Origin of the sequence: Pseudomonas sp. MONT-RG-20F-20-E-7-02, from assembly GCF_022662395.1 — a bacterium.
Classification (GTDB): domain Bacteria; phylum Pseudomonadota; class Gammaproteobacteria; order Pseudomonadales; family Pseudomonadaceae; genus Aquipseudomonas.
On sequence record NZ_JAKNQN010000001.1, the window covers coordinates 443,360 to 464,174 of the forward strand.

Sequence of the window (20,815 nt, forward strand, 5' to 3'; positions counted from 1 at the left end):
GCGTGGGAACGATCAGCGCGCTATGCCGAAGCTGTTGGGCTGCAACTGCCGCACCTCGGCCGCATGGCAGATATCCAGCAGCAAACCCAGCAGCGTGCGGGTATCGCGTGGGTCAATCAGCCCGTCGTCCCATAGGTTTGCGCTGCCGTACAAGGCGGTGGACTGGCTGTCGAGCTTCTGCGCGGTGACCTGTTCGAGCATGTCGAGCACCTTGGGGTCGGGCACCAGGCCGTCCTTCAATTGCTTGGCCTCGGCGACGATGCGCAGCACCTTGCCCGCTTGCGCGCCACCCATTACTGCGGTGCGGCTGTTGGGCCAGGCGAAGATAAAGCGCGGGTCGAGCCCACGGCCGCACATCGCATAGTTGCCGGCGCCGTAGGAGCCGCCGACCACAATCGTGAGTTTAGGCACGCGGGCATTGGCCACCGCCTGGATCATCTTCGCACCGTGCTTGATCACACCCTGTTGCTCCGACTCGGTGCCCACCATGAAGCCAGTGGTGTTGTGCAGGAACAGCAGCGGCGTGCGGCTCTGGTCGCACAGCTGGATAAACTGCGCGGCCTTGCTCGCGCCTTTGGGCGTGATCGGGCCGTTGTTGCCGATCACACCGACGGCGCGGCCTTGAATCTGCACATGGCCGCAGACGGTGTGGGCATCGAACTCGCCCTTGAATTCGAGGAAGTTGGAGCCGTCGGCCAGGCGCGCGAGGATTTCGCGCACGTCGTAGGGTTTTTTCGGGTCGTGAGGGATCAGCCCCAGCAGCTCTTCGATGGGATACAGCGGCTCTTTGTAATTGCGTTCGGGCGCAATCGGCATCTGCTCATCCCAGGGCAACAGGCTGACGATCTCGCGCACGATGCGCACGCCGTCGGCATCGTTTTCCGCCAGGTACTCGGCGGTGCCGGCGGTTTGCGCGTGCATCTCGGCGCCGCCCAGTTCTTCGTCGGTCGCCACTTCGCCGGTAGCCGCCTTGAGCAGCGGCGGCCCGGCGAGGAACAGCTTGGCCTTGCCGCGCACCACCACCACATAATCCGACAGCCCCGGCTGATAGGCGCCGCCCGCCGTGGCCGAGCCGTGCACCACGGTGATTTGCGGTAAGCCCATGGCCGACATGCGCGCCTGGTTGGCAAAGCTGCGCGCGCCTTCGACGAAAATCTCGGCGGCATAGTTGAGGTTGGCGCCGCCGCTTTCGGCGAGGGTCACCACCGGCAGTTTGTTTTCCATGGCGATCTGTTGCAGGCGCAGGGATTTTTTCAAGCCGGTGGGGGAAATCGTGCCGCCCTTGATCGCGCTGTTATTGGCCACCACCAGCATGCGCACGCCGCTGACGTAACCGATGCCGGCGATCAAGCCGCCACCGGCTGCGCTGCCGTCTTTGTCATCGTGGAGTCTGTAGCCGGCCAGGCTCGCGAGTTCCAGGAACGGCGCGCCAGGGTCGAGCAGCAGGTTGAGGCGTTCGCGGGGCAGCAGTTGGCCGCGTTTGTCGAACTTGGCTTTGGCCTCTTGGGCCTTGGCGAGCAGGGCGTGTTCGAGTTGGCGCAGTTGCTGGATGCTGGCCAGCATGGCTTCGCGGTTCTGGGCAAATGCCGCGCTGTGCGCGTCGATCAAGCTTTCAATTACCGGCATGGTTTAGTGCTCCGCCTTGAGCACATCGGGCAAGTACGCGCGGTGGAAACCATTGAACGGCTCGCTCGGCGATTGCGGTTTTTGTAATGGCCAGGCGCGACTGCCCAGGCTGGCGGCGCCGTCGATGCGCAAGGTGCTGCCGCTGACGAAGGCGGCAGCGGGGCTGAGTAGAAACACGATGGCCGCGCTGACTTCCGATTCAGTGCCGATACGCTTGAGCGGCACGTGTTCGCGCAAGGTCGGGATCACCGCCTTGAACGCGCCTTCGTAGGTGTCCATGCCGCTGGAGGCTATCCAGCCCGGCGCCACGGCGTTGACGCGCACGCCGGCGTAACCCCATTCGAAGGCGGCGGTCTTGGTGAAATTGTCCATGCCCGAACGCGCCGCGCCCGAGTGGCCCATGCCGGGCATGCCGCCCCACATGTCCGCAAGCATGTTGACGATGGCGCCGCCGTGTTTGCTCATCGACTGGTTGAACACTTCCCGTGCCATCAGGAAGCCGCCGACCAGATTGGTGCGCAGCACGGTTTCAAAGCCCTTTTGATTGATCGAGGCCAGGGGCGACGGGTATTGGCCGCCCGCGTTATTCACCAGGCCGTGGATCGGCCCGTGTGCGTGGATGATCTGTGTGACCAGCGCCTTCACCGCGTCTTCATCGCGAATATCGCAGGCTTGCCAGTGTGCCGCGCCGCCGTCTTCGGCAATTTCCGCCGCCACCTTTTGCAGCTTTTCCGGCTTGCGTCCTACCAGAATCACACGGGCGCCGAGGGCCGCCAGCTCATGCGCGGTGCAGCGGCCAATGCCACTGCCGCCACCGGTGACGATCACGGTTTGCCCCTGGAACAGGTCGGCTTTGAAGATTGAGTCGAAGGCCACGGCAACGCTCCTTTATATGAGTTGATCGGCGATGTGTTGCGGCACGGCGATGGGGATTTCCAGCAATTGCTGGGCGAAGGCTTTGCCTTGCGGGTCGATGCGCAGGCTGGCGATACCGCCGCCACCCAGGGCGTTTTCCAGCAGGAAATTCAGGCTGTGGCTGCCGGGCAAGTACCAGCGTTCGACGCGGCCGTGGAGGGGGTCGAGCACGTGGCTCATCCAGTCGACGATCACTTCCGGGGTCAGCACTTCGGCGATCCACGGCAGGTAGTCTGGATGGCGGGCGATCACACCGATATTGCTGTGGTTGCCCTTGTCGCCGGAGCGCGCCACGGCCAGTTTCACCAGCGGCACGCTGGCGTCGGCGCGGCCTTGGGGCTTGGGCGGGTCAATCGGCGCGGCCTGGGTGATCGGGGGCGTAGCGGTGGGCAGTTCAATGGCGTAACGCTGGCCTTGGAAGTCGACCACCGGCTCGCAGGAAGATTTATCGATCAGGAACGAAAACAGCCGAATCAGCGGATAAACCGTTGGCCGCCCGCCGACGATGCCGGTCAAGCCGGGCGCCATGCCGGTCGCCGCCTGGGCGATCTCGCGGGCGAACAGCACCAGCGCCTGTTTGCTCGGATGCCGCACCGCGAGTTTCACCACCACTTCGCGGCAATCCTGGCGCTGGGCGTGGGCGCCGTAGGTGGCTTCGCTGCCGAGCAGTTCGATGTTCACCTCGGTGTAAGGCGCCCAGCCGCGTTGGCTGAACAGCTCCGAGGTCTTGTTGATGATGGCCTGGCTGACGCGCTCGGCCTTGGCCACGGCGTCAATCCCGGCGATCAGGCAACTGGCGGTGCAGCGGAAACCGTCCGGGTAGGTGGCGCTGACCTTGTACTGGTCGGTGGGCGGCAAACCCTTGGCGCCGTGCAGGCGCACGCTGTGTTTGCCTTGTTGCTGCAATTTGACCTGGCTGAAGTCGCAGATTACATCGGGCAACAGGTAGGCGCGCGGGTCGCCGATTTCATACAGCAGCTGTTCGGCCACGCTGAGTTCGCTGATCAGCCCGCCGCTGCCGTCGACCTTGTTGACGGTGAACTGGCCGTCGGCGCTGACGTCGACGATGGGAAAACCGATGTGCTCGTAGTCCGGCACGTCACGCCAATCGGTGAAGTTGCCGCCCGTGCATTGCGCGCCGCATTCGATGATATGCCCGGCCAATGCGGCCTGGGCGAGACGGTCATAGTCCTGCCACGACCAGTTGAATTCATGCACCAAGGCCGCGCTGACCACGGCGCTGTCGACTACGCGGCCGGTGATGACGATGTCGGCGCCCAGCTCAAGCGCCTTGGCAATGCCTGGCGCGCCGAGGTAGGCGTTGGCGGACACGCACATCGGCGGCAGCGGCGCGCCGTTGAACATGTCGCTGACGCCGTGCAGGTGTTTGAGTTGTGGTTGCAGATCGTCACCGAGCAGCACGGCGATTTTCAGCGGGATGCTCGCCTTGTCGCAGGCTGCTTGCAGCGCGGCGGCGCAGGCCTGCGGGTTGATGCCGCCAGCATTGCTGATCACGCGGATGCCTTGGCGCTGGATGTCGCCCAGCAACGGCGTGAGCACGTCGACGAAGTCCGTGGCGTAGCCGGCGTGGGGATCTTTCATCCGCGCACCGGCGAGGATCGACATGGTGACTTCCGCCAAATAGTCGAACACCAGGTAATCCAGCGCGCCGCCTTGCACCAATTGGGCGGCAGCCGTGCAGGTATCACCCCAGAAGGCGCTGGCGCAGCCGATACGAACCGTCTTGCTCATGAGAAATCCTTCCTCGAATGGCTGGTGTCGAGACTACCAAGCAAGCGCTTGGTTTGTAAACTCTGCACACAAGTTTTGCCCAAGCGCTTGCTTGGTTGGCGGCCACGGCCTAAATTGCCGCCCAAGACGTCAGCACACGTGAAGGAGAGAGGCATGGATGAGCACAAAGCCCTGCGGGTCATGCGCACCATGGTCGATGCCGGCCAATTGACCGACCCCGACAGTGCCCGGGGCAAATTGCTGCAAACCGCAGCTCACCTGTTTCGCAACAAGGGCTTTGAACGCACCACCGTGCGTGACTTGGCCGGCGCGGTGGGCATTCAGTCCGGCAGCATCTTTCATCACTTCAAGAGCAAGGACGAGATCCTGCGCGCGGTGATGGAGGAAACCATCCACTACAACACTGCGATGATGCGCGCTTCACTTGAAGAAGCGAGCAGCGTGCGTGAGCGCGTGCTGGCGCTGATTCGCTGCGAATTGCAGTCGATCATGGGCGGCAGCGGCGAAGCCATGGCGGTGCTGGTCTACGAATGGCGTTCGTTGTCGGCCGACGGCCAGGCCCAGGTGCTGGCGCTGCGCGATGTGTATGAGGAAATCTGGTTGCAGGTGCTGGGCGAGGCCAAGGCTGCCGGCTACATCCGCGGCGATGTGTTTATCACCCGCCGCTTCCTCACCGGCGCGTTGTCCTGGACCACCACCTGGTTCCGCGCCCAAGGCAGCCTGACCCTGGAACAATTGGCCGAAGAAGCCCTGCTGATGGTGCTGAAGGCTGATTAAGGCGCAAGCCATTAATTTACCGACGGAAAGTTGTCTCACCTGACAAAAACGCCTAGCTTATCGCCATCAGAGTATTAAACGGTGCGTGCCTCAATGTTTTCGCCATGGCGGCTGGCTGCAGGACTAACTTTATGGGCACTGGGCACCGCAGGGTGGATGCCGGCTTCGGCTGCGCAATTGGTGAGAATCGGCGCCGCGCATTTTCCGCCCTACACCGTACGCCCCGAGCAAGGCGCCGACACCGGTTTACTGCCGCAACTGGTGGAAGCCCTGAACGCCTCGCAAGGCGACTACCAATTTGTGCTGGTGCCGACGTCGATCCCACGGCGTTTCCGCGATTTCGAGCAAGGCCGCGTCGACATGGCGATCTTCGAAAACCCGGATTGGGGTTGGCAGGACATTCCCCACACCAGCGTCGACATGGGCCTGGAAGACGCGGAAATCTTCGTCGCCCAGCGTGAGCCCGGTCGCGACCAGGGTTATTTCGCCGACCTCAAGGGCAAGCGCCTGGCCGTGTTCAGCGGTTATCACTACGCCTTCGCCAACTTCAACCCCGACCCCAAGTACATGGCCGAGCACTTCAACGCCACGTTGACCTACTCCCATGACAGCAACTTGCTGATGGTCGCGCGCGGGCGGGCCGATATCGCGCTGGTCACACGTTCGTACTTGAGTGATTTCATGGTGCGCAATGCAGACCTGGCCGGGCAGTTCCTGGTCTCGGAGCGAATTGACCAGGTGTATCACCACTACGCGTTGCTGCGGCCCAAGGCGCCGATTACCGGGGAGGCGTTTGCCGAGTTGCTCAAGCGCCTGCGCGATAACGGGCAGATGTTGAAGATTTTCGAGCCGTATCGGATTGATGTGACGGCGGTGCACTGAGGTCTGCGGGCTGAGTAGGCCTGATGTGGCAAGCAGGGCCTGTTGTGGCTACAAGGCTTGTTGTGGCGAGCAGGCTTGTCCTGCGTTGGGCTGCGAAGCGGCCCCAATAAGACCGCCGCGATTTTTCAGTTAGACCGCAGCGCCTGGTTTCAGGGCTGCTTCGCAGCCCAACGCGGGGCAAGCCCGCTCGCCACAACAAGCCCGCTCGCCACAGCAAGCCCGCTCGCCACAACAAGCTCTTTCACCACAATCAGACTCGCCGCGCAAACGTATCGCTGTGGCTGCCCGATACCTTGCGGCAATGCACCAGCGCATCCCGAATCATAAAGTTGACCAACGTCGGTGACACGCCGAGTTCCTTGGCGATGTCCTTTTGTGGCACGCCGTGCAGGCGATACATCTCGAACGCGTAGCGTGTGCGCTGCGGCAACTCCGTCAGGGCGTCGGCGATGTTTTCCAGGGTGTTGAAGTTGATATGGGAAGTTTCCGGTGATGCGCCATGAATCACCACATTCAACCCTTCCTCCTCGGTCCCGGAATATTTGAGCTCCAGGGCTTGCTTGCGGTAGTGATCGATCGCCAGGTTGCGCACGATCTGGAACAGATAACTCAATTGGGCCTTGAACGATGAGGTGATCGTCGGCGCCGATTGCAGCCGGAAGTAGGCATCCTGCACCACGTCTTCGGCACGCGAGCGGCAGCCGGTAATGCGCGCCGCGATCTTCACCAGAATCAAACGATTGTCGACGAATGCCTGGAGAAGGGGTGAGTCGCACCTGCCTGTGGATACTTGTTCCGTCATGGAAATCACCTTGTTGCAAAAGAGGTTAGGGGAGGGCGTCCTTGCTGAGGCCTCCTACACATCGGGCAACAAATTATGCTTAATGATAATGATTGTCAAATGAGAAGACGAACTAATCTTATGCCTTCCTACAAGGTGTGAACCACTTCTCCTACATCCCCTGCGACTAATTATTTGCCCGCACCGTCCGTTCTCATGGGTGACAGGTCCGTTAACAAACGGCCAAGGATCAGCGCCCGCAGGAGGACGACATGGGTTTGTTTTGTGCATACAGCGTGTTTCAGTTTGGAGGCCTCGTTTGATGGGTGCCTCAACCCGACTGCGCCTGTTTTGCCTGCCCTATTCGGGCGCCAGTGCCATGGTGTACGCACGTTGGCGTCGGGCTTTGCCGGATTGGTTGCAGGTGTGTCCGCTGGAATTGCCGGGGCGCGGCATGCGCATGGATGAGCCGTTGCAGCGCGACATCAAGGCCTTGGCAGCACAGCTGGCGGATGAAATCAGCCATGACCTGAACGGCCCCTACGCCTTGTTCGGCCACAGCCTCGGCGGCCTGTTGGCATTCGAATTGGCCCACGCCCTGCACGAGCGCGGTGTGCCTGCGCCGCTGGCGTTATTCGCCTCCGGCACGGCTGGCCCGGCGCGCCGTGATGTCAGCGAGTACGCCATCGAAAAGACCGACGCACAACTGATCGCCCGCCTGCGCGAGCTGCAAGGCACCGCCGAAGAAGCCCTGGCCAACCCTGAGTTGATGCAGTTGATGCTGCCGATCCTGCGCGCCGACTTTCTGCTCTGCGGCAGCTTCACCTACGGCCAGCGCGAGCCGTTGGGCATGCCGATCCACGTGTTCGGCGGCAAGCAAGACAGCGTGCGTGCCGAGCAGTTGCTCGACTGGCAGGCCGACACCGCCAGCGGCTTTTCCCTGGACATGTTCGACGGTCACCACTTCTTCCTCGTGCAGCACGAAAGCGCTGTGCTGCGTTGCCTGCGGCGTTACGCCGATGAGCACCTGGCCCGCTGGCGCAATGGCGCGGCGCGGCAACTGGTCGCCGGCTGAACGCTCTCTAATTCTCGATTTTCCCGTAAGCCGATTTCAGGCAGGAACCCCATGATGGACGCCTTCGAACTTCCCCGCACTCTGGTCCAGTCCCTTCAACGTCGTGCCGCGCAGACGCCGGACCAGGTATCGCTGCGCTTCCTCGCCGATTCCGCCGAGCACAACGTTGTGCTCAGCTACCGTGACCTCGACCAGCGCGCCCGCACCATCGCCGCCGCCTTGCAGGCCAATGCGGCGCTGGGCGAGCGTGCGGTGCTGTTGTTCCCCAGCGGCCCGGACTACGTCGCGGCGTTCTTTGGTTGCCTGTACGCCGGGATCATCGCGGTGCCGGCGTATCCACCTGAATCCACGCGTCGGCATCATCAGGAGCGCCTGCTGTCGATCATTGCCGATGCCGAACCGCGCCTGCTGCTGAGCATCGCCAGCCTCGCCGACGGCCTGGCGCAAATCGACAACGCGCCGCCGGTGCTGAGCGTCGATACCCTCGATGCGCAGCGCGCAGATGACTGGGTCGAACCCGAACTGCACGCCGACGACATCGCCTTCCTGCAATACACCTCCGGCTCCACCGCCTTGCCTAAAGGCGTACAAGTCAGCCACGGCAACCTGGTGGCCAACGAAGTGCTGATCCGTCGCGGCTTCGGCATCGACTTGAATCCGGATGACGTGATCGTCAGTTGGCTGCCGCTGTACCACGACATGGGCTTGATCGGCGGCCTGCTGCAGCCGATTTTCAGCGGTGTGCCGTGTGTGTTGATGTCGCCGGCGTACTTCCTCGGTCGGCCGTTGCGCTGGCTCGAAGCGATCAGCGAATACGGCGGTACCATCAGCGGCGGCCCGGATTTCGCCTACCGCCTGTGCAGCGAGCGGGTCAGTGAATCGGCCCTGGAGCGCCTGGACTTGAGCACCTGGCGCGTGGCCTATTCGGGCTCCGAGCCGATCCGCCTCGACACCCTGGAACGCTTCGCCGAGAAGTTCGCGGCCTGCGGTTTTACCTCGAATAATTTCTTCGCCTCTTACGGCCTGGCCGAGGCGACCCTGTTTGTCGCCGGCGGCACCCGTGGCCAAGGCATCCCGGCCCTGCGTGTGGATGAACAAGCGCTGGCCGCCAACCGCGCCGAACCGGGGCAGGGCAGTGCGATCATGAGCTGCGGCACCCGCCAGCCGGGACACGCCGTGTTGATCGCTGATCCGCACACGCTCAGCGAGCTGGCGGATAACCGCGTCGGCGAACTGTGGGCCACCGGCCCGAGCATCGCCCACGGCTACTGGCGCAACCCCGAAGCCACCGCCAAAACCTTCGTACAACACGCCGGCCGCACCTGGCTGCGCACCGGCGACCTGGGCTTTATCCGCGACGGCGAGGTGTACATCACCGGGCGCTTGAAAGACCTGCTGATCGTGCGCGGCCATAACCTGTACCCGCAGGACATCGAGCAGACCGTCGAGCGCGAAGTGGAAGTGGTGCGCAAGGGCCGCGTCGCCGCCTTTGCGGTGAATGACCAGGGCCTGGAAGGCATCGGCATTGCCGCGGAAATCAGCCGCAGCGTGCAGAAAATCCTGCCGCCCGAAGCGCTGATCAAAGCCATCCGCCAGGCCGTGGCCGAGGCGTATCAGCAAGCGCCGAGCGTGGTGGTATTGCTCAACCCGGGCGCCTTGCCGAAGACCTCCAGCGGCAAAGTGCAGCGCGCCGCTTGCGGCCTTCGCCACGCCGACGGCAGCCTCGACAGCTATGCGCAGTTCCCCGATCTGCAAACGCACACGAGCGATGCGGAGTTGGAATCGGAACTGCAAAGTCAGATCGCGGCGATTTGGTGCGAGCAGCTGCAGGTCGCAACCGTCGCCGCCGATGACCACTTTTTCCTGCTCGGCGGTAACTCCATCACCGCCACCCAAGTTGTGGCGCGCCTGCGCGAAACCCTGGGCCTGGAGCTGAACCTGCGCATGTTGTTCGAGGCGCCGACGCTGGCGACTTTTGCCGCCAACGTCGCGCAATTGCAGCAAGACGGTGGCGTCGCTCAAGGCGCGATCCACGCACTGTCGCGCCAGGACGACCTGCCGCAATCGCTGGCGCAAAACCGCCTGTGGATCACCTGGCAGTTGGACCCGCACAGCAGCGCCTACACCATCCCCGGCGCCCTGCGCTTGCGCGGCGAGCTGGACGAAGACGCGGTGCGCGCCAGCTTCCAGCAATTGATCCAGCGTCACGAAGCCCTGCGCACCCGCTTCTACGAGCGCGACGGCCAAGGCTTCCAGCGTGTGGACGCCAGCGTTGACTTCGACCTGCAAGTCATCGACCTCAGCGACCTGCCTGCCGCCGAGCGTGAAATGCGCGCGCAACAGATCCGCGAGGACGAAGCGCGCACCCAGTTCGACCTGGAAAAAGGCCCGCTGCTGTGGGTGACCCTGGTGCGCCTTGGCGATGAAGAGCACCAGTTGCTGGTGACGCTGCACCACATCATCGCCGACGGCTGGTCGCTGAATATCCTTATCGACGAATTCTCGCGCCTGTACGCCGCCGCGAGCCAGGGCCAAACACTGGCGCTGCCGCCACTGGCGTTGCAATACGCCGATTACGGCAGCTGGCAGCGCCAATGGCTGGCCGAAGGCGAAGGCCAGCGGCAACTGGCGTATTGGAAAGCGCAGTTGGGCGACGAACATCCGACCCTGAGCCTGGCCACCGACCACCCGCGCTCGGCCCAGCAACGCAACAGCGCCTCGCGCCATAGCGTGCACCTGGATGCAGGCCTCAGCGCAGCGATTCGCCAGACCGCGCAGGCGAATGAATCCACACCGTTCATGCTGCTGCTCGCAGCCTTCCAAAGCCTGCTCTACCGCTACAGCGGCCAGCGCGATATCCGCATCGGCGTGCCAAATGCCAACCGCCCGCGCCAGGAAACCCAAGGCCTGATCGGCTTCTTCATCAACACCCTGGTGCTGCGCGCCGAGTTGGACGGCCGCCTGCCATTCAACCAACTGCTGGCCGCCACCCGCCAGACGGCGTTGGGTGCCCAGGCCCATCAGGACTTGCCGTTCGAACAACTGCTGGAAGCCTTCCCGCAAGCCCGCGAGCAAGGCCTGTTCCAGGTCATGTTCAACCACCAGCAGCGCGATTTGAGTGCCTTGCGCCGCCTGCCGGGGATGCTCGCCGATGAACTGCCGTGGCACAGCCGCGAAGCCAAGTTCGACCTGCAACTGCACAGCGAAGAAGACCGCAACGGGCGCCTGAGCCTGGCGTTCGACTACGCCGACGAAGTGTTCAACAGCGCCACGATTCAACGCCTGGCCGAACACTACATCACCCTGCTGCACGCCGTGTGCGAGCAACCGCAACAGGCCATCGGCGACCTGAAGCTGATGCAAACCGACGAACAGCAACCGTGGAGCGAAGCGCCGTGCACGCCAGCCCGGCAGTGGTTGCCCGAACTGCTCAGCCAGCACACCTCGGAAGACACCGCGCTGGTCTGGCAGGGCGGCAGCCTGAGCTTCGCCCAGTTGCACACCCAGGCCAACCGCCTGGCCCATTACCTGCGCGACAAGGGCGTCGGCCCCGACGTATGCGTGGCCATCGCCGCCGAGCGCTCGCCGCAACTGTTGATCGGCTTGCTCGCGATTATCAAGGCCGGTGGCGCGTACGTGCCGCTGGACCCGGATTACCCCGCCGACCGCCTGGCCTACATGCTCCAGGACAGCGGCGTGCACCTGCTGCTGACCCAGACCGCGCTGCTGGAACTGTTGCCGGCGCCCGAAGGCGTGTGCGTGATTGCCATGGACAGCCTGCACCTCGACAGCTGGCCGACCCAGGCCCCGGGCCTGCATTTGCACGGCGACAACCTCGCCTACGTGATTTACACCTCCGGTTCCACCGGCCAGCCCAAGGGCGTCGGCAATACCCACGCGGCGCTGGCTGAGCGCTTGCAGTGGATGCAAGCCACCTATCAACTCAACCACACCGATGTGCTGATGCAAAAGGCGCCGATCAGTTTCGACGTGTCGGTGTGGGAGTGCTTCTGGCCATTGATCAGCGGTTGCCGCCTGGTGCTGGCAGGCCCCGGCGAGCACCGCGACCCGCACCGCATTGCGCAGTTGGTGCGGGAACACGGCGTGACCACGTTGCACTTTGTGCCGCCGCTGTTGCAGCTGTTTATCGATGAGCCGTTGGTGGCCGAATGCACCAGCCTGCGTCGGCTGTTCTCCGGTGGCGAAGCCTTGCCCGCCGAATTGCGTAACCGCGTATTGGCGCAACTGCCGGCGGTGCAACTGCACAACCGTTATGGCCCGACCGAAACCGCCATCAACGTCACCCACTGGCACTGCAAGGCTGAGGACGGTGAGCGTTCGCCGATTGGCCGCCCGCTGGGCAATGTGATTTGCCGCGTGCTGGACGAACACCTCAACCCACTGCCGGCCGGCGTGCCGGGCGAACTGTGCATTGGCGGGATCGGCCTGGCGCGCGGTTACCTCGGCCGTGCCGGGCTGACCGCCGAACGCTTCGTCGCCGACCCGCTGGGCGAGGCGGGCGCACGTCTGTATCGCACCGGCGACCGCGTGCGCTGGAGCGCTGACGGTGTACTCGAATACCTCGGCCGCCTCGATCAGCAGGTCAAACTGCGTGGCTTCCGTGTCGAGCCAGAAGAAATCGAAGCCCGCATGCTGGCCATGGACGGCATCGCCCAAGCCGTGGTGCTGGTGCGTGATCAGCAGTTGATCGGCTACTACACCGCCAGCACCGAGCTTTTCGAACAGCAGGTAAAATCCGCCCTGGCCGCCGAGCTGCCGGAGTACATGGTGCCCGCGCAACTGATACGCCTCGACGCCATGCCCCTGAGCCCCAGCGGTAAGCTGGACCGGCGCGCGCTGCCGGAGCCGGTGTGGCAAACCCGCGAGCACATCGAGCCCGAAACGCCGTTGCAGCAGCAGATAGCGGCGATCTGGCGCGAGGTCCTCGGCCTGCCACGCATTGGCCTGGGCGACGACTTTTTCGCCCTCGGCGGCCACTCGTTGCTGGCCACGCAAATCATCTCGCGCACCCGCCAGGCCTGTGACGTCGAGCTGCCGCTGCGCACCTTGTTCGAAGCCAGCGAGCTGGGCGCGTTTGCCGAGCAAGTCAGGCTGGTCCAGGCCTCCGGCCAGCGCAACCAGCAAACCGCCATCGCCAGGGTCGACCGCAGCGCGCCGGTGCCGCTGTCCTATTCGCAGCAGCGCATGTGGTTCCTCTGGCAGATGGAACCGGACAGCCCGGCCTACAACGTCGGCGGTATGGCGCGCCTGCGTGGCGTGCTGGATGTGGGGCGTTTCGAGGCGGCGTTGCAAGCCTTGATCATGCGCCACGAAACCCTGCGCACCACCTTCCCGAGCATCGACGGCGTGGCCCGGCAAAAGGTCGCCAAGCAAACCGGCCTGCGCATGGACTGGCAGGATTTCTCGGCGCTGAATGAAGCCGAGCGTCAGCTGCGTCTGCAACAGTTGGCCGACCACGAGGCGCACACGCCTTTCAATCTGGAAACCGGGCCACTGCTGCGCGCCTGCCTGGTCAAGGCCGGCGAGCAAGAACACTACCTGGTGCTGACCCTGCACCATATCGTCACCGAAGGCTGGGCGATGGATATCTTCGCCCGTGAGCTCAGCGCGTTGTACGAAGCCTTTATCGACGAACGCGACTCGCCGCTGGCGCCGTTGCCGGTGCAATACCTCGACTACAGCGTGTGGCAGCGCCAGTGGCTGGAGGCCGGTGAGCGCCAGCGCCAACTGGACTACTGGACCGCGCAGCTTGGCTATGAGCACCCGTTGCTCGAACTGCCCGGCGACCGCCCACGGCCACCGGTGCAAAGCCACCAGGGCGAGTTGTACCGTTTCGACCTGAGCGACGAGCTTGCTGCTCGCGTGCGCGCCTTCAATGTCGAGCGCGGCCTGACCCTGTTCATGACCATGACCGCGACCCTGGCGGTGTTGCTCTACCGCTACAGCGGCCAGACCGACCTGCGCATCGGCGCGCCGGTGGCCAACCGGATTCGCCCGGAAAGCGAAGGGCTGATCGGCGCCTTCCTCAACACCCAGGTGCTGCGTTGCCAGCTCACCGGGCAGATGAATGTGGCTGAACTGTTCGAGCAGGTGCGCCACACCGTGATCGAAGGCCAGTCCCATCAAGACCTGCCGTTCGACCATTTGGTGGAAGCCCTGCAACCGCCGCGCAGTGCGGCGTACAACCCGCTGTTTCAGGTGATGTGTAACGTGCAGCGCTGGGAGTTCCAGCAGAGCCGCCAACTCGCCGGCATGACCGTCGAGTACCTGGCCAATGATGCGCGCGCGACCAAGTTCGACCTCAACCTGGAAGTCACCGACCTCGACCACCGCCTGGGTTGCTGCCTGACCTACAGCACCGACCTGTTCGATGAACCGCGCATTGCGCGCATGGCCGAGCATTGGCGCAATCTGCTGGAAGCATTGATCGCCAACCCGCAGCAGCGCCTCAGCGAACTGCCGTTGCTGAGCGCCGTCGAGCAGCGCGCGTTGCAGGACAGCCTCGGTGTGGAAGCGGGCGAGCATCGCCTCGATCAGTGTATTCATCAGCTGTTCAGTCAGCAGGCGAGCAAGCGTGCCGATGCGCCGGCGCTGACGTTTGCAGGAGAAACGCTGACCTACCGCGAGCTGGACGCCCGCGCCAACCGCCTGGCCTGGATGCTGCGCGAGCGCGGTGTCGGCCCGCAGGTGCGCGTCGGCCTGGCGCTGCCGCGTTCGCTGGAAATGGTCGTTGGCCTGCTGGCGATCCTTAAAGCCGGTGGCGCCTATGTGCCGCTGGACCCGGAATACCCGCTGGACCGCTTGCACTACATGATCGAAGACAGCGGCATTGGCCTGCTGCTCAGCGATGCGGCGATGTTTGAAGCCCTCGGCGAATTGCCAGCGACCGTGGCCTGCTGGTGCCTGGAAGATGACCTGCCGGTGCTCGCCAATTACCCGGCCGACGAGCTGCCCTTTATCAACCTGCCGCAGCACCAGGCATACTTGATCTACACCTCCGGCTCCACCGGCAAGCCCAAAGGCGTGGTGGTGTCCCACGGTGAAATCGCCATGCACTGCCAGGCCGTGATCGAACGCTTCGGCATGCGCGCGGACGACTGCGAACTGCACTTTTATTCGATCAACTTCGACGCCGCCACCGAACGCCTGCTGGTGCCGCTGCTCAGCGGTGCGCAGGTGGTGTTGCGCGCCCAAGGCCAGTGGGATGCCGAAGAAATCTGCGCGCTGATTCGCACTCATCGCATCAACATTCTGGGCTTTACCCCGAGCTACGGCAGCCAGTTGGCGCAATGGCTGGCGACCCAGCAGCAGACCTTGCCGGTGCGCATGTGCATCACCGGTGGTGAGGCGCTGACGGGCGAGCACTTGCAGCGTATCCGCGCCGCGTTCCAGCCCGAGGTGTTTTTCAACGCCTATGGCCCGACCGAAACCGTGGTCATGCCGCTGGCCAGCCTGGCGCCGCAGCAACTGGAAGAGGGCGCCACCAGCGTGCCGATCGGCCGCATTATCGGCGCCCGAGTGGCCTACATTCTCGACGCCGATCTGGCGCTGGTGCCGCAAGGCGCGACTGGCGAGTTGTACGTCGGTGGCGCTGGTCTGGCCCAGGGTTACCACGAACGGCCGGGCATGACCGCAGAGCGCTTTGTCGCCGACCCGTTTACCGCCGATGGCGGGCGTTTGTACCGCACCGGCGACCTGGTGCGCCAACGCGCCGATGGCCTGGTGGAGTACCTGGGGCGTATCGACCATCAAGTGAAGATTCGCGGTTTCCGCATTGAACTGGGTGAAATCGAAACCCGCCTGCTGGAGCACCAGGCGGTGCGTGAGGCGGTGGTGCTGGCGCTGGATTCGCCAAGTGGCAAACAATTGGTGGCCTACCTGGTCAGCGACGCCGACCACGGCCCGTTGCGTGACTCGATCAAGGCGCACCTCAAGGCGCAACTGCCGGACTACATGGTGCCCGCGCACCTGATCGTACTGGACAGCATGCCGCTGACCGCCAACGGCAAACTCGACCGCCGTGCCTTGCCGCAACCCGACCCCGAGGCCAATCGCCAACAGTATGTGGCGCCGCGCAACGAGCTGGAGCACACCCTGGCCGCGATCTGGTGCGCGGTATTGAACGTGCAGCAAGTCGGCCTGGACGATAACTTCTTTGAGCTGGGTGGCGACTCGATCCTGTCGATCCAGGTGGTCAGCCGTGCGCGCCAGGCGGGGATTCACTTCAGCCCGCGCGACCTGTTCCAGCACCAAACCGTGCAAACCCTGGCCGCCGTGGCCACGCGTACCGAGCAGGTCATCGCCGAGCAAGGCGTGCTGACGGGCAGCTCGGGGCTGACGCCGATCCAGCATTGGTTCTTCGATACGGATATTCCGAATCGCCAACACTGGAACCAGGCGTTGCTGCTCAAGCCGCTGCAGCTGCTTGACCCGCATCGCCTGGAGCAAGCGTTGCTGGCCGTGCTGGAGCACCACGACGCGCTGCGCCTGAGCTTCACCCCGCGCGATGCGCAATGGCATGCCGAGCATTTGGCCGTGCCCCAAGGCGGTGTGCTGATGCAGGCGCAGGTGCGCGATATGCAGGACTGCACCGCGCTGTTCACCGACACCCAACGCAGCCTCGACCTCGCACACGGCCCGCTGCTGCGCGCCTTGCTGGTGGACGGCCCGCAAGGCCAGCAACGCCTGCTGATCGCGATTCATCACCTGGTGGTGGATGGCGTGTCGTGGCGCGTGCTGCTTGAGGATTTGCAAACGGTCTACCGCCAGTTGAGCGACGGCCAGTCGGTCAGCCTGCCGGCCAAGACCAGCGCGTTGCGCGATTGGGCGGCGCGCTTGCAGGCCTATGCGAGCAGCGAATCCCTGCGTGAAGAGTTGAGTGTGTGGCAAGACCAACTGGCCGGGCCGCAGGTGAAATTGCCGGTGGATCGCCCGCACGGCGCGCTGCGCAACCGTGATGCCGACACCGTCAGCGTGCGCCTGGATGCCGAGCACACGCGCCAGTTGCTGCAACAGGCGCCAAGCGCCTATCGCACCCAGGTCAACGATTTGCTGCTGACCGCGTTGGCCCGCGTACTGTGCCGCTGGAGTCGCCACGACTCGGCGTTGATCCAGTTGGAAGGCCATGGCCGTGAAGCCCTGTTCGATGACATCGACCTGACCCGCAGCGTCGGCTGGTTCACCAGTGCTTACCCGTTGCGCCTGACACCGCAAGCCGGGCAGGGCGACTCGATCAAGGCGATCAAGGAGCAACTGCGCGGCGTGCCGCACAAAGGCTTGGGCTATGGCGTGCTGCGCTACCTGGCGGACGACCTGGGCCGGCAAACCATGGCCGCACTGCCGAGCGCCGAGATCACCTTCAACTACCTTGGCCAGTTCGACCAGAGCTTCGGCGCCGATGCGCTGTTCCACCCGCTGGATGAGTCGGCGGGCCTGGCCCATGACCCGGATGCACCGCTGCCCAATGCGTTGAGCGTCGACAGCCAGGTGTACGGCGGCGAACTGGTGCTGCGCTGGACCTTCAGCCGCGAGCGTCACGATCAGCAGACCATCCGCGAGCTGGCCGATGCCTATCTCGCCGAACTGCACAGCCTGATTGCGCATTGCCTCAAGGACGATGCCGGCGGCCTCACGCCGTCCGACTTCCCGCTGGCACACCTGACGCAGTCGCAACTCGACAGCCTGCCGATTGCGGCCAGCGCTATCGAGGACGTCTACCCGCTGACGCCGATGCAGGAAGGCCTGCTGCTGCACACCCTGCTGGAGCCGGGCACCGGCCTCTATTACATGCAGGACCGCTACCGCATCAACAGTGCGCTGGACCCCGAGCGTTTTGCCCAGGCCTGGCAGGCGGTGATCGCTCGGCATGAAGCCTTGCGTGCGTCGTTCTGCTGGAACGTCGGCGAAGACATGCTGCAAGTCATCCACAAACCGGGCAGCACGCCGATTGAGTACCTGGACTGGAGCGCCGACCCGGAAAGTGAACAGGAGCCGCGCCTGCAAGCCTTGCTCAAGGCCGAGCGCGAGGCCGGTTTTGATCTGCTCAACCAGGCGCCGTTTCACCTGCGCCTGATCCGCGTCGGCGAAGCGCGTTACTGGTTCATGATGAGCAACCACCACATCCTCATCGATGCCTGGTGCCGTTCGCTGCTGATGAATGATTTCTTTGATATCTACATGGCGTTGGGCGAAGGCCGCGAAGCGCAGTTGGCCACGCCGCCGCGCTACCGCGACTACATCGCCTGGCTGCAACGCCAGAACCTCGCCGAAGCGCGCCAGTGGTGGCAGCAGAACCTGCAAGGTTTCGAGCGCACCACGCCGATCCCGAGCGACCGGCCGTTCCTGCGTGAACACGCCGGTCACAGCGGCGGCATGGTGGTGGGCGACTGCTATACACGCCTGGATGCCCGCGACGGTGCGCAACTGCGTGAGTTGGCGCAGGCCCATCAACTGACCGTCAACACCTTTGCCCAGGCGGCATGGGCGTTGGTGCTGCGGCGCTTGAGCGGGGACCGTGATGTGCTGTTCGGCGTCACCGTCGCCGGGCGCCCGGTGGAAATGCCGGAGATGCAGCGCACCGTCGGCCTGTTCATCAACAGCATTGCGCTGCGGGTGAAACTGCCTGAAGACCACCAGCGTTGCAGCGTGCGCCAATGGTTGAGCGGCTTGCTCGACAGCAACATGCAGCTGCGCGAGTACGAATACCTGCCGCTGGTGACTATCCAGGAACACAGCGAGTTGCCCAAGGGCCAGCCGCTGTTCGACAGCCTGTTCGTGTTCGAGAACGCACCGGTGGAAGTCTCGGTGCTGGACCGCGCGCAAAGCCTGAACGCCACTTCGGACTCCGGCCGTACTCACACCAACTTCCCGTTGACCGCCGTGTGCTACCCGGGCGACGACCTCGGTTTGCACCTGTCTTATGACCAGCGTTATTTCGACGAAACCACCGTGCATGGCATGCTCGGCGAGTTCAAACGCCTGCTGCTGGCGCTGGTGCAGGGCTTCCATGGCGACATGGCCGACCTGCCGTTGATGGGCGCGCAGGAACGTGAATTCCTGCTCGACGGCTGCAACCAGAGCGAGCACGCCTACCCGCTGGAGCGCAGCTATATCGAGCTGTTTGAGGCGCAGGTGGCCGCGTATCCGCAGCGCATCGCCGCCAGTTGCCTGGACCAGCAATGGAGCTATGACGAATTGAACCGGCGCAGTAATGGTCTTGGCCACGCGCTGATCGCGGCGGGTGTCGGCCTGGATCAACCGGTGGCGTTGCTGGCTGAACGCAACCTGGATCTGCTCGGTATGATCATCGGCAGCTTCAAGGCCGGTGCCGGTTACTTGCCGCTGGACCCAGGCCTGCCGAGCCAACGCCTGAGCCGCATTATCGACTTGAGCCGCACGCCGTTGCTGGTGTGCAGCGAGGCGTGCCGCGAGCAGGCCATTGAGCTGCTGGAAGGCACCGACTGCCAACTGCTGGTGTGGGAGGAAGTACCGAGCCGTGGGGAAAACCCGGGTGTCTACAGCGGTCCGGACAACCTCGCCTACGTGATCTACACGTCGGGCTCCACCGGCCTGCCCAAGGGCGTAATGGTCGAACAGCGCGGCATGCTCAATAACCAGTTGAGCAAGGTGCCGTACCTGGACCTGAGCCCGACGGATGTGATCGCCCAGACCGCGTCGCAAAGTTTCGATATTTCCGTGTGGCAGTTCCTCGCCGCGCCGCTGTTTGGCGCGCGGGTCGATATTGTGCCGAACACCATCGCCCATGATCCGCAAGGCTTGCTGGCGCATGTACAGGCCCAGGGCATTAGCGTGCTGGAAAGCGTGCCGTCGTTGATCCAGGGCATGTTGGCCCAAGAGCGCATGAGCCTGGATGGCCTGCGCTGGATGCTGCCGACAGGTGAGGCAATGCCGCCGGAACTGGCGCACCAGTGGCTGCTGCGTTACCCGCAGATTGGCCTGGTCAACGCTTATGGCCCGGCGGAATGTTCGGATGACGTGGCGTTCTTCCGTGTCGACCTGGCCTCGACCCGTGGCACTTACCTGCCGATTGGCACACCGACCGACAACAACCGTTTGTACGTGGTCGATGGTGCGCTGGAGCTGGTGCCGCAAGGTGCCGTCGGCGAGTTATGCGTGGCGGGTACGGGGGTGGGCCGTGGTTATGTCAGCGACCCACTGCGCACGGCGCAAGTGTTTGTGCCGAACCCGTTCGGCGCGCCGGGGGAGCGCCTGTACCGCACCGGCGACCTGGCACGCCGACGCAGCGATGGCGTGTTGGAATATGTGGGGCGTATCGACCATCAGGTGAAGATTCGCGGCTACCGCATCGAGCTGGGTGAAATCGAGGCGCGCCTGCACGAACAGCCGCAAGTGCGCGACGCAGCCGTCGGCGTGCAGGAAGGCGTCAACGGCAAGCATTTGGTCGGCTACCTCGTGGCGGCGGATGCGAGCCTGAACCCGAGTGATCGCCTGGACCGCATCAAGCAACGCCTGCGGGCCGAGCTGCCGGAGTACATGGTGCCGCTGCACTGGTTATGGCTAGACCGGTTGCCGCTGAATGCCAACGGCAAGCTCGACCGCAAGGCCCTGCCGGCCCTGGAGATTGGTCAGTTGCACAGCCAGGATTACCTGGCGCCGCGCAACGAGCTGGAAACCACCTTGGCTGCCATCTGGGCCGAGGTGCTGAAAGTCGAAAGGGTGGGTGTGCAGGACAACTTCTTCGAGCTGGGCGGGCACTCGTTACTGGCCACGCAGATTGCCTCCCGCGTGCAGAAAACCCTGCAACGCGATGTACCGCTGCGGGCGATGTTCGAGTGCAGCACGGTGGCGCAATTGGCTGAGTATATCGAGGGCTTGGCGGCGAATGAGATCAGCGCCGAGAAGGTCGATCGGTTGAGTGATTTGATGGCGGAGCTGGAGGGGCTTTAAGCAAACCTGGAACAAATGGCGGTGTGAGAAATTGTGCTTATTTCCGCCTTTATTTGTAG

The 20,815-nt window shown here is 63.9% G+C and carries 8 protein-coding genes; 4 read left to right on the forward strand and 4 right to left on the reverse strand.

Features of this window, described 5'->3' with window-relative positions; translation table 11 throughout:
- Positions 1–12 precede the first annotated feature (12 nt).
- The 3 genes from L8I05_RS02045 to L8I05_RS02055 are packed head-to-tail and all read right to left on the reverse strand — an operon-like array spanning position 13 to position 4,293.
- A complete protein-coding gene (locus L8I05_RS02045) occupies positions 13–1,626 on the reverse strand; it encodes an acyl-CoA carboxylase subunit beta (protein ID WP_242167024.1) in 1,614 nt (537 codons plus the stop codon).
- Positions 1,627–1,629: 3 nt separating this feature from the next.
- The gene (locus L8I05_RS02050) at positions 1,630–2,502 is read right to left on the reverse strand and encodes an SDR family oxidoreductase (protein ID WP_242167025.1); all 873 of its coding nucleotides are present in this window, start codon (positions 2,500–2,502) and stop codon (positions 1,630–1,632) included.
- A 12-nt stretch (positions 2,503–2,514) separates the two neighbouring features.
- A complete protein-coding gene (locus tag L8I05_RS02055) occupies positions 2,515–4,293 on the reverse strand; it encodes an acyclic terpene utilization AtuA family protein (RefSeq protein ID WP_242167026.1) in 1,779 nt (592 codons plus the stop codon).
- Positions 4,294–4,446: 153 nt separating this feature from the next.
- Between L8I05_RS02055 and L8I05_RS02060 the strand changes: the two genes are divergently transcribed.
- Both L8I05_RS02060 and L8I05_RS02065 read left to right on the forward strand, forming a co-directional pair.
- Positions 4,447–5,070: a TetR/AcrR family transcriptional regulator gene (locus L8I05_RS02060; RefSeq protein ID WP_242167027.1), complete on the forward strand. Its 624-nt coding sequence runs from the start codon at positions 4,447–4,449 to the stop codon at positions 5,068–5,070.
- Positions 5,071–5,163: 93 nt separating this feature from the next.
- Positions 5,164–5,952, forward strand: coding sequence for a transporter substrate-binding domain-containing protein (locus tag L8I05_RS02065; protein WP_242167028.1), 789 nt, complete (start codon positions 5,164–5,166; stop codon positions 5,950–5,952).
- A gap of 250 nt (positions 5,953–6,202) precedes the next feature.
- Here L8I05_RS02065 and L8I05_RS02070 read toward each other — a convergent pair whose 3' ends face one another.
- Entirely contained in the window at positions 6,203–6,754 is a 552-nt protein-coding gene (locus L8I05_RS02070; protein WP_005789991.1) for an RNA polymerase factor sigma-70, read from the reverse strand.
- A gap of 301 nt (positions 6,755–7,055) precedes the next feature.
- Between L8I05_RS02070 and L8I05_RS02075 the strand changes: the two genes are divergently transcribed.
- On the forward strand, positions 7,056–7,808 hold the full coding sequence (locus L8I05_RS02075; protein WP_242167029.1) for an alpha/beta fold hydrolase: 753 nt from the start codon (positions 7,056–7,058) through the stop codon (positions 7,806–7,808).
- A gap of 51 nt (positions 7,809–7,859) precedes the next feature.
- Complete coding sequence (locus L8I05_RS02080; protein WP_242167030.1) at positions 7,860–20,756, forward strand: non-ribosomal peptide synthetase; 12,897 nt, start codon at positions 7,860–7,862, stop codon at positions 20,754–20,756.
- Positions 20,757–20,815: the final 59 nt, after the last annotated feature.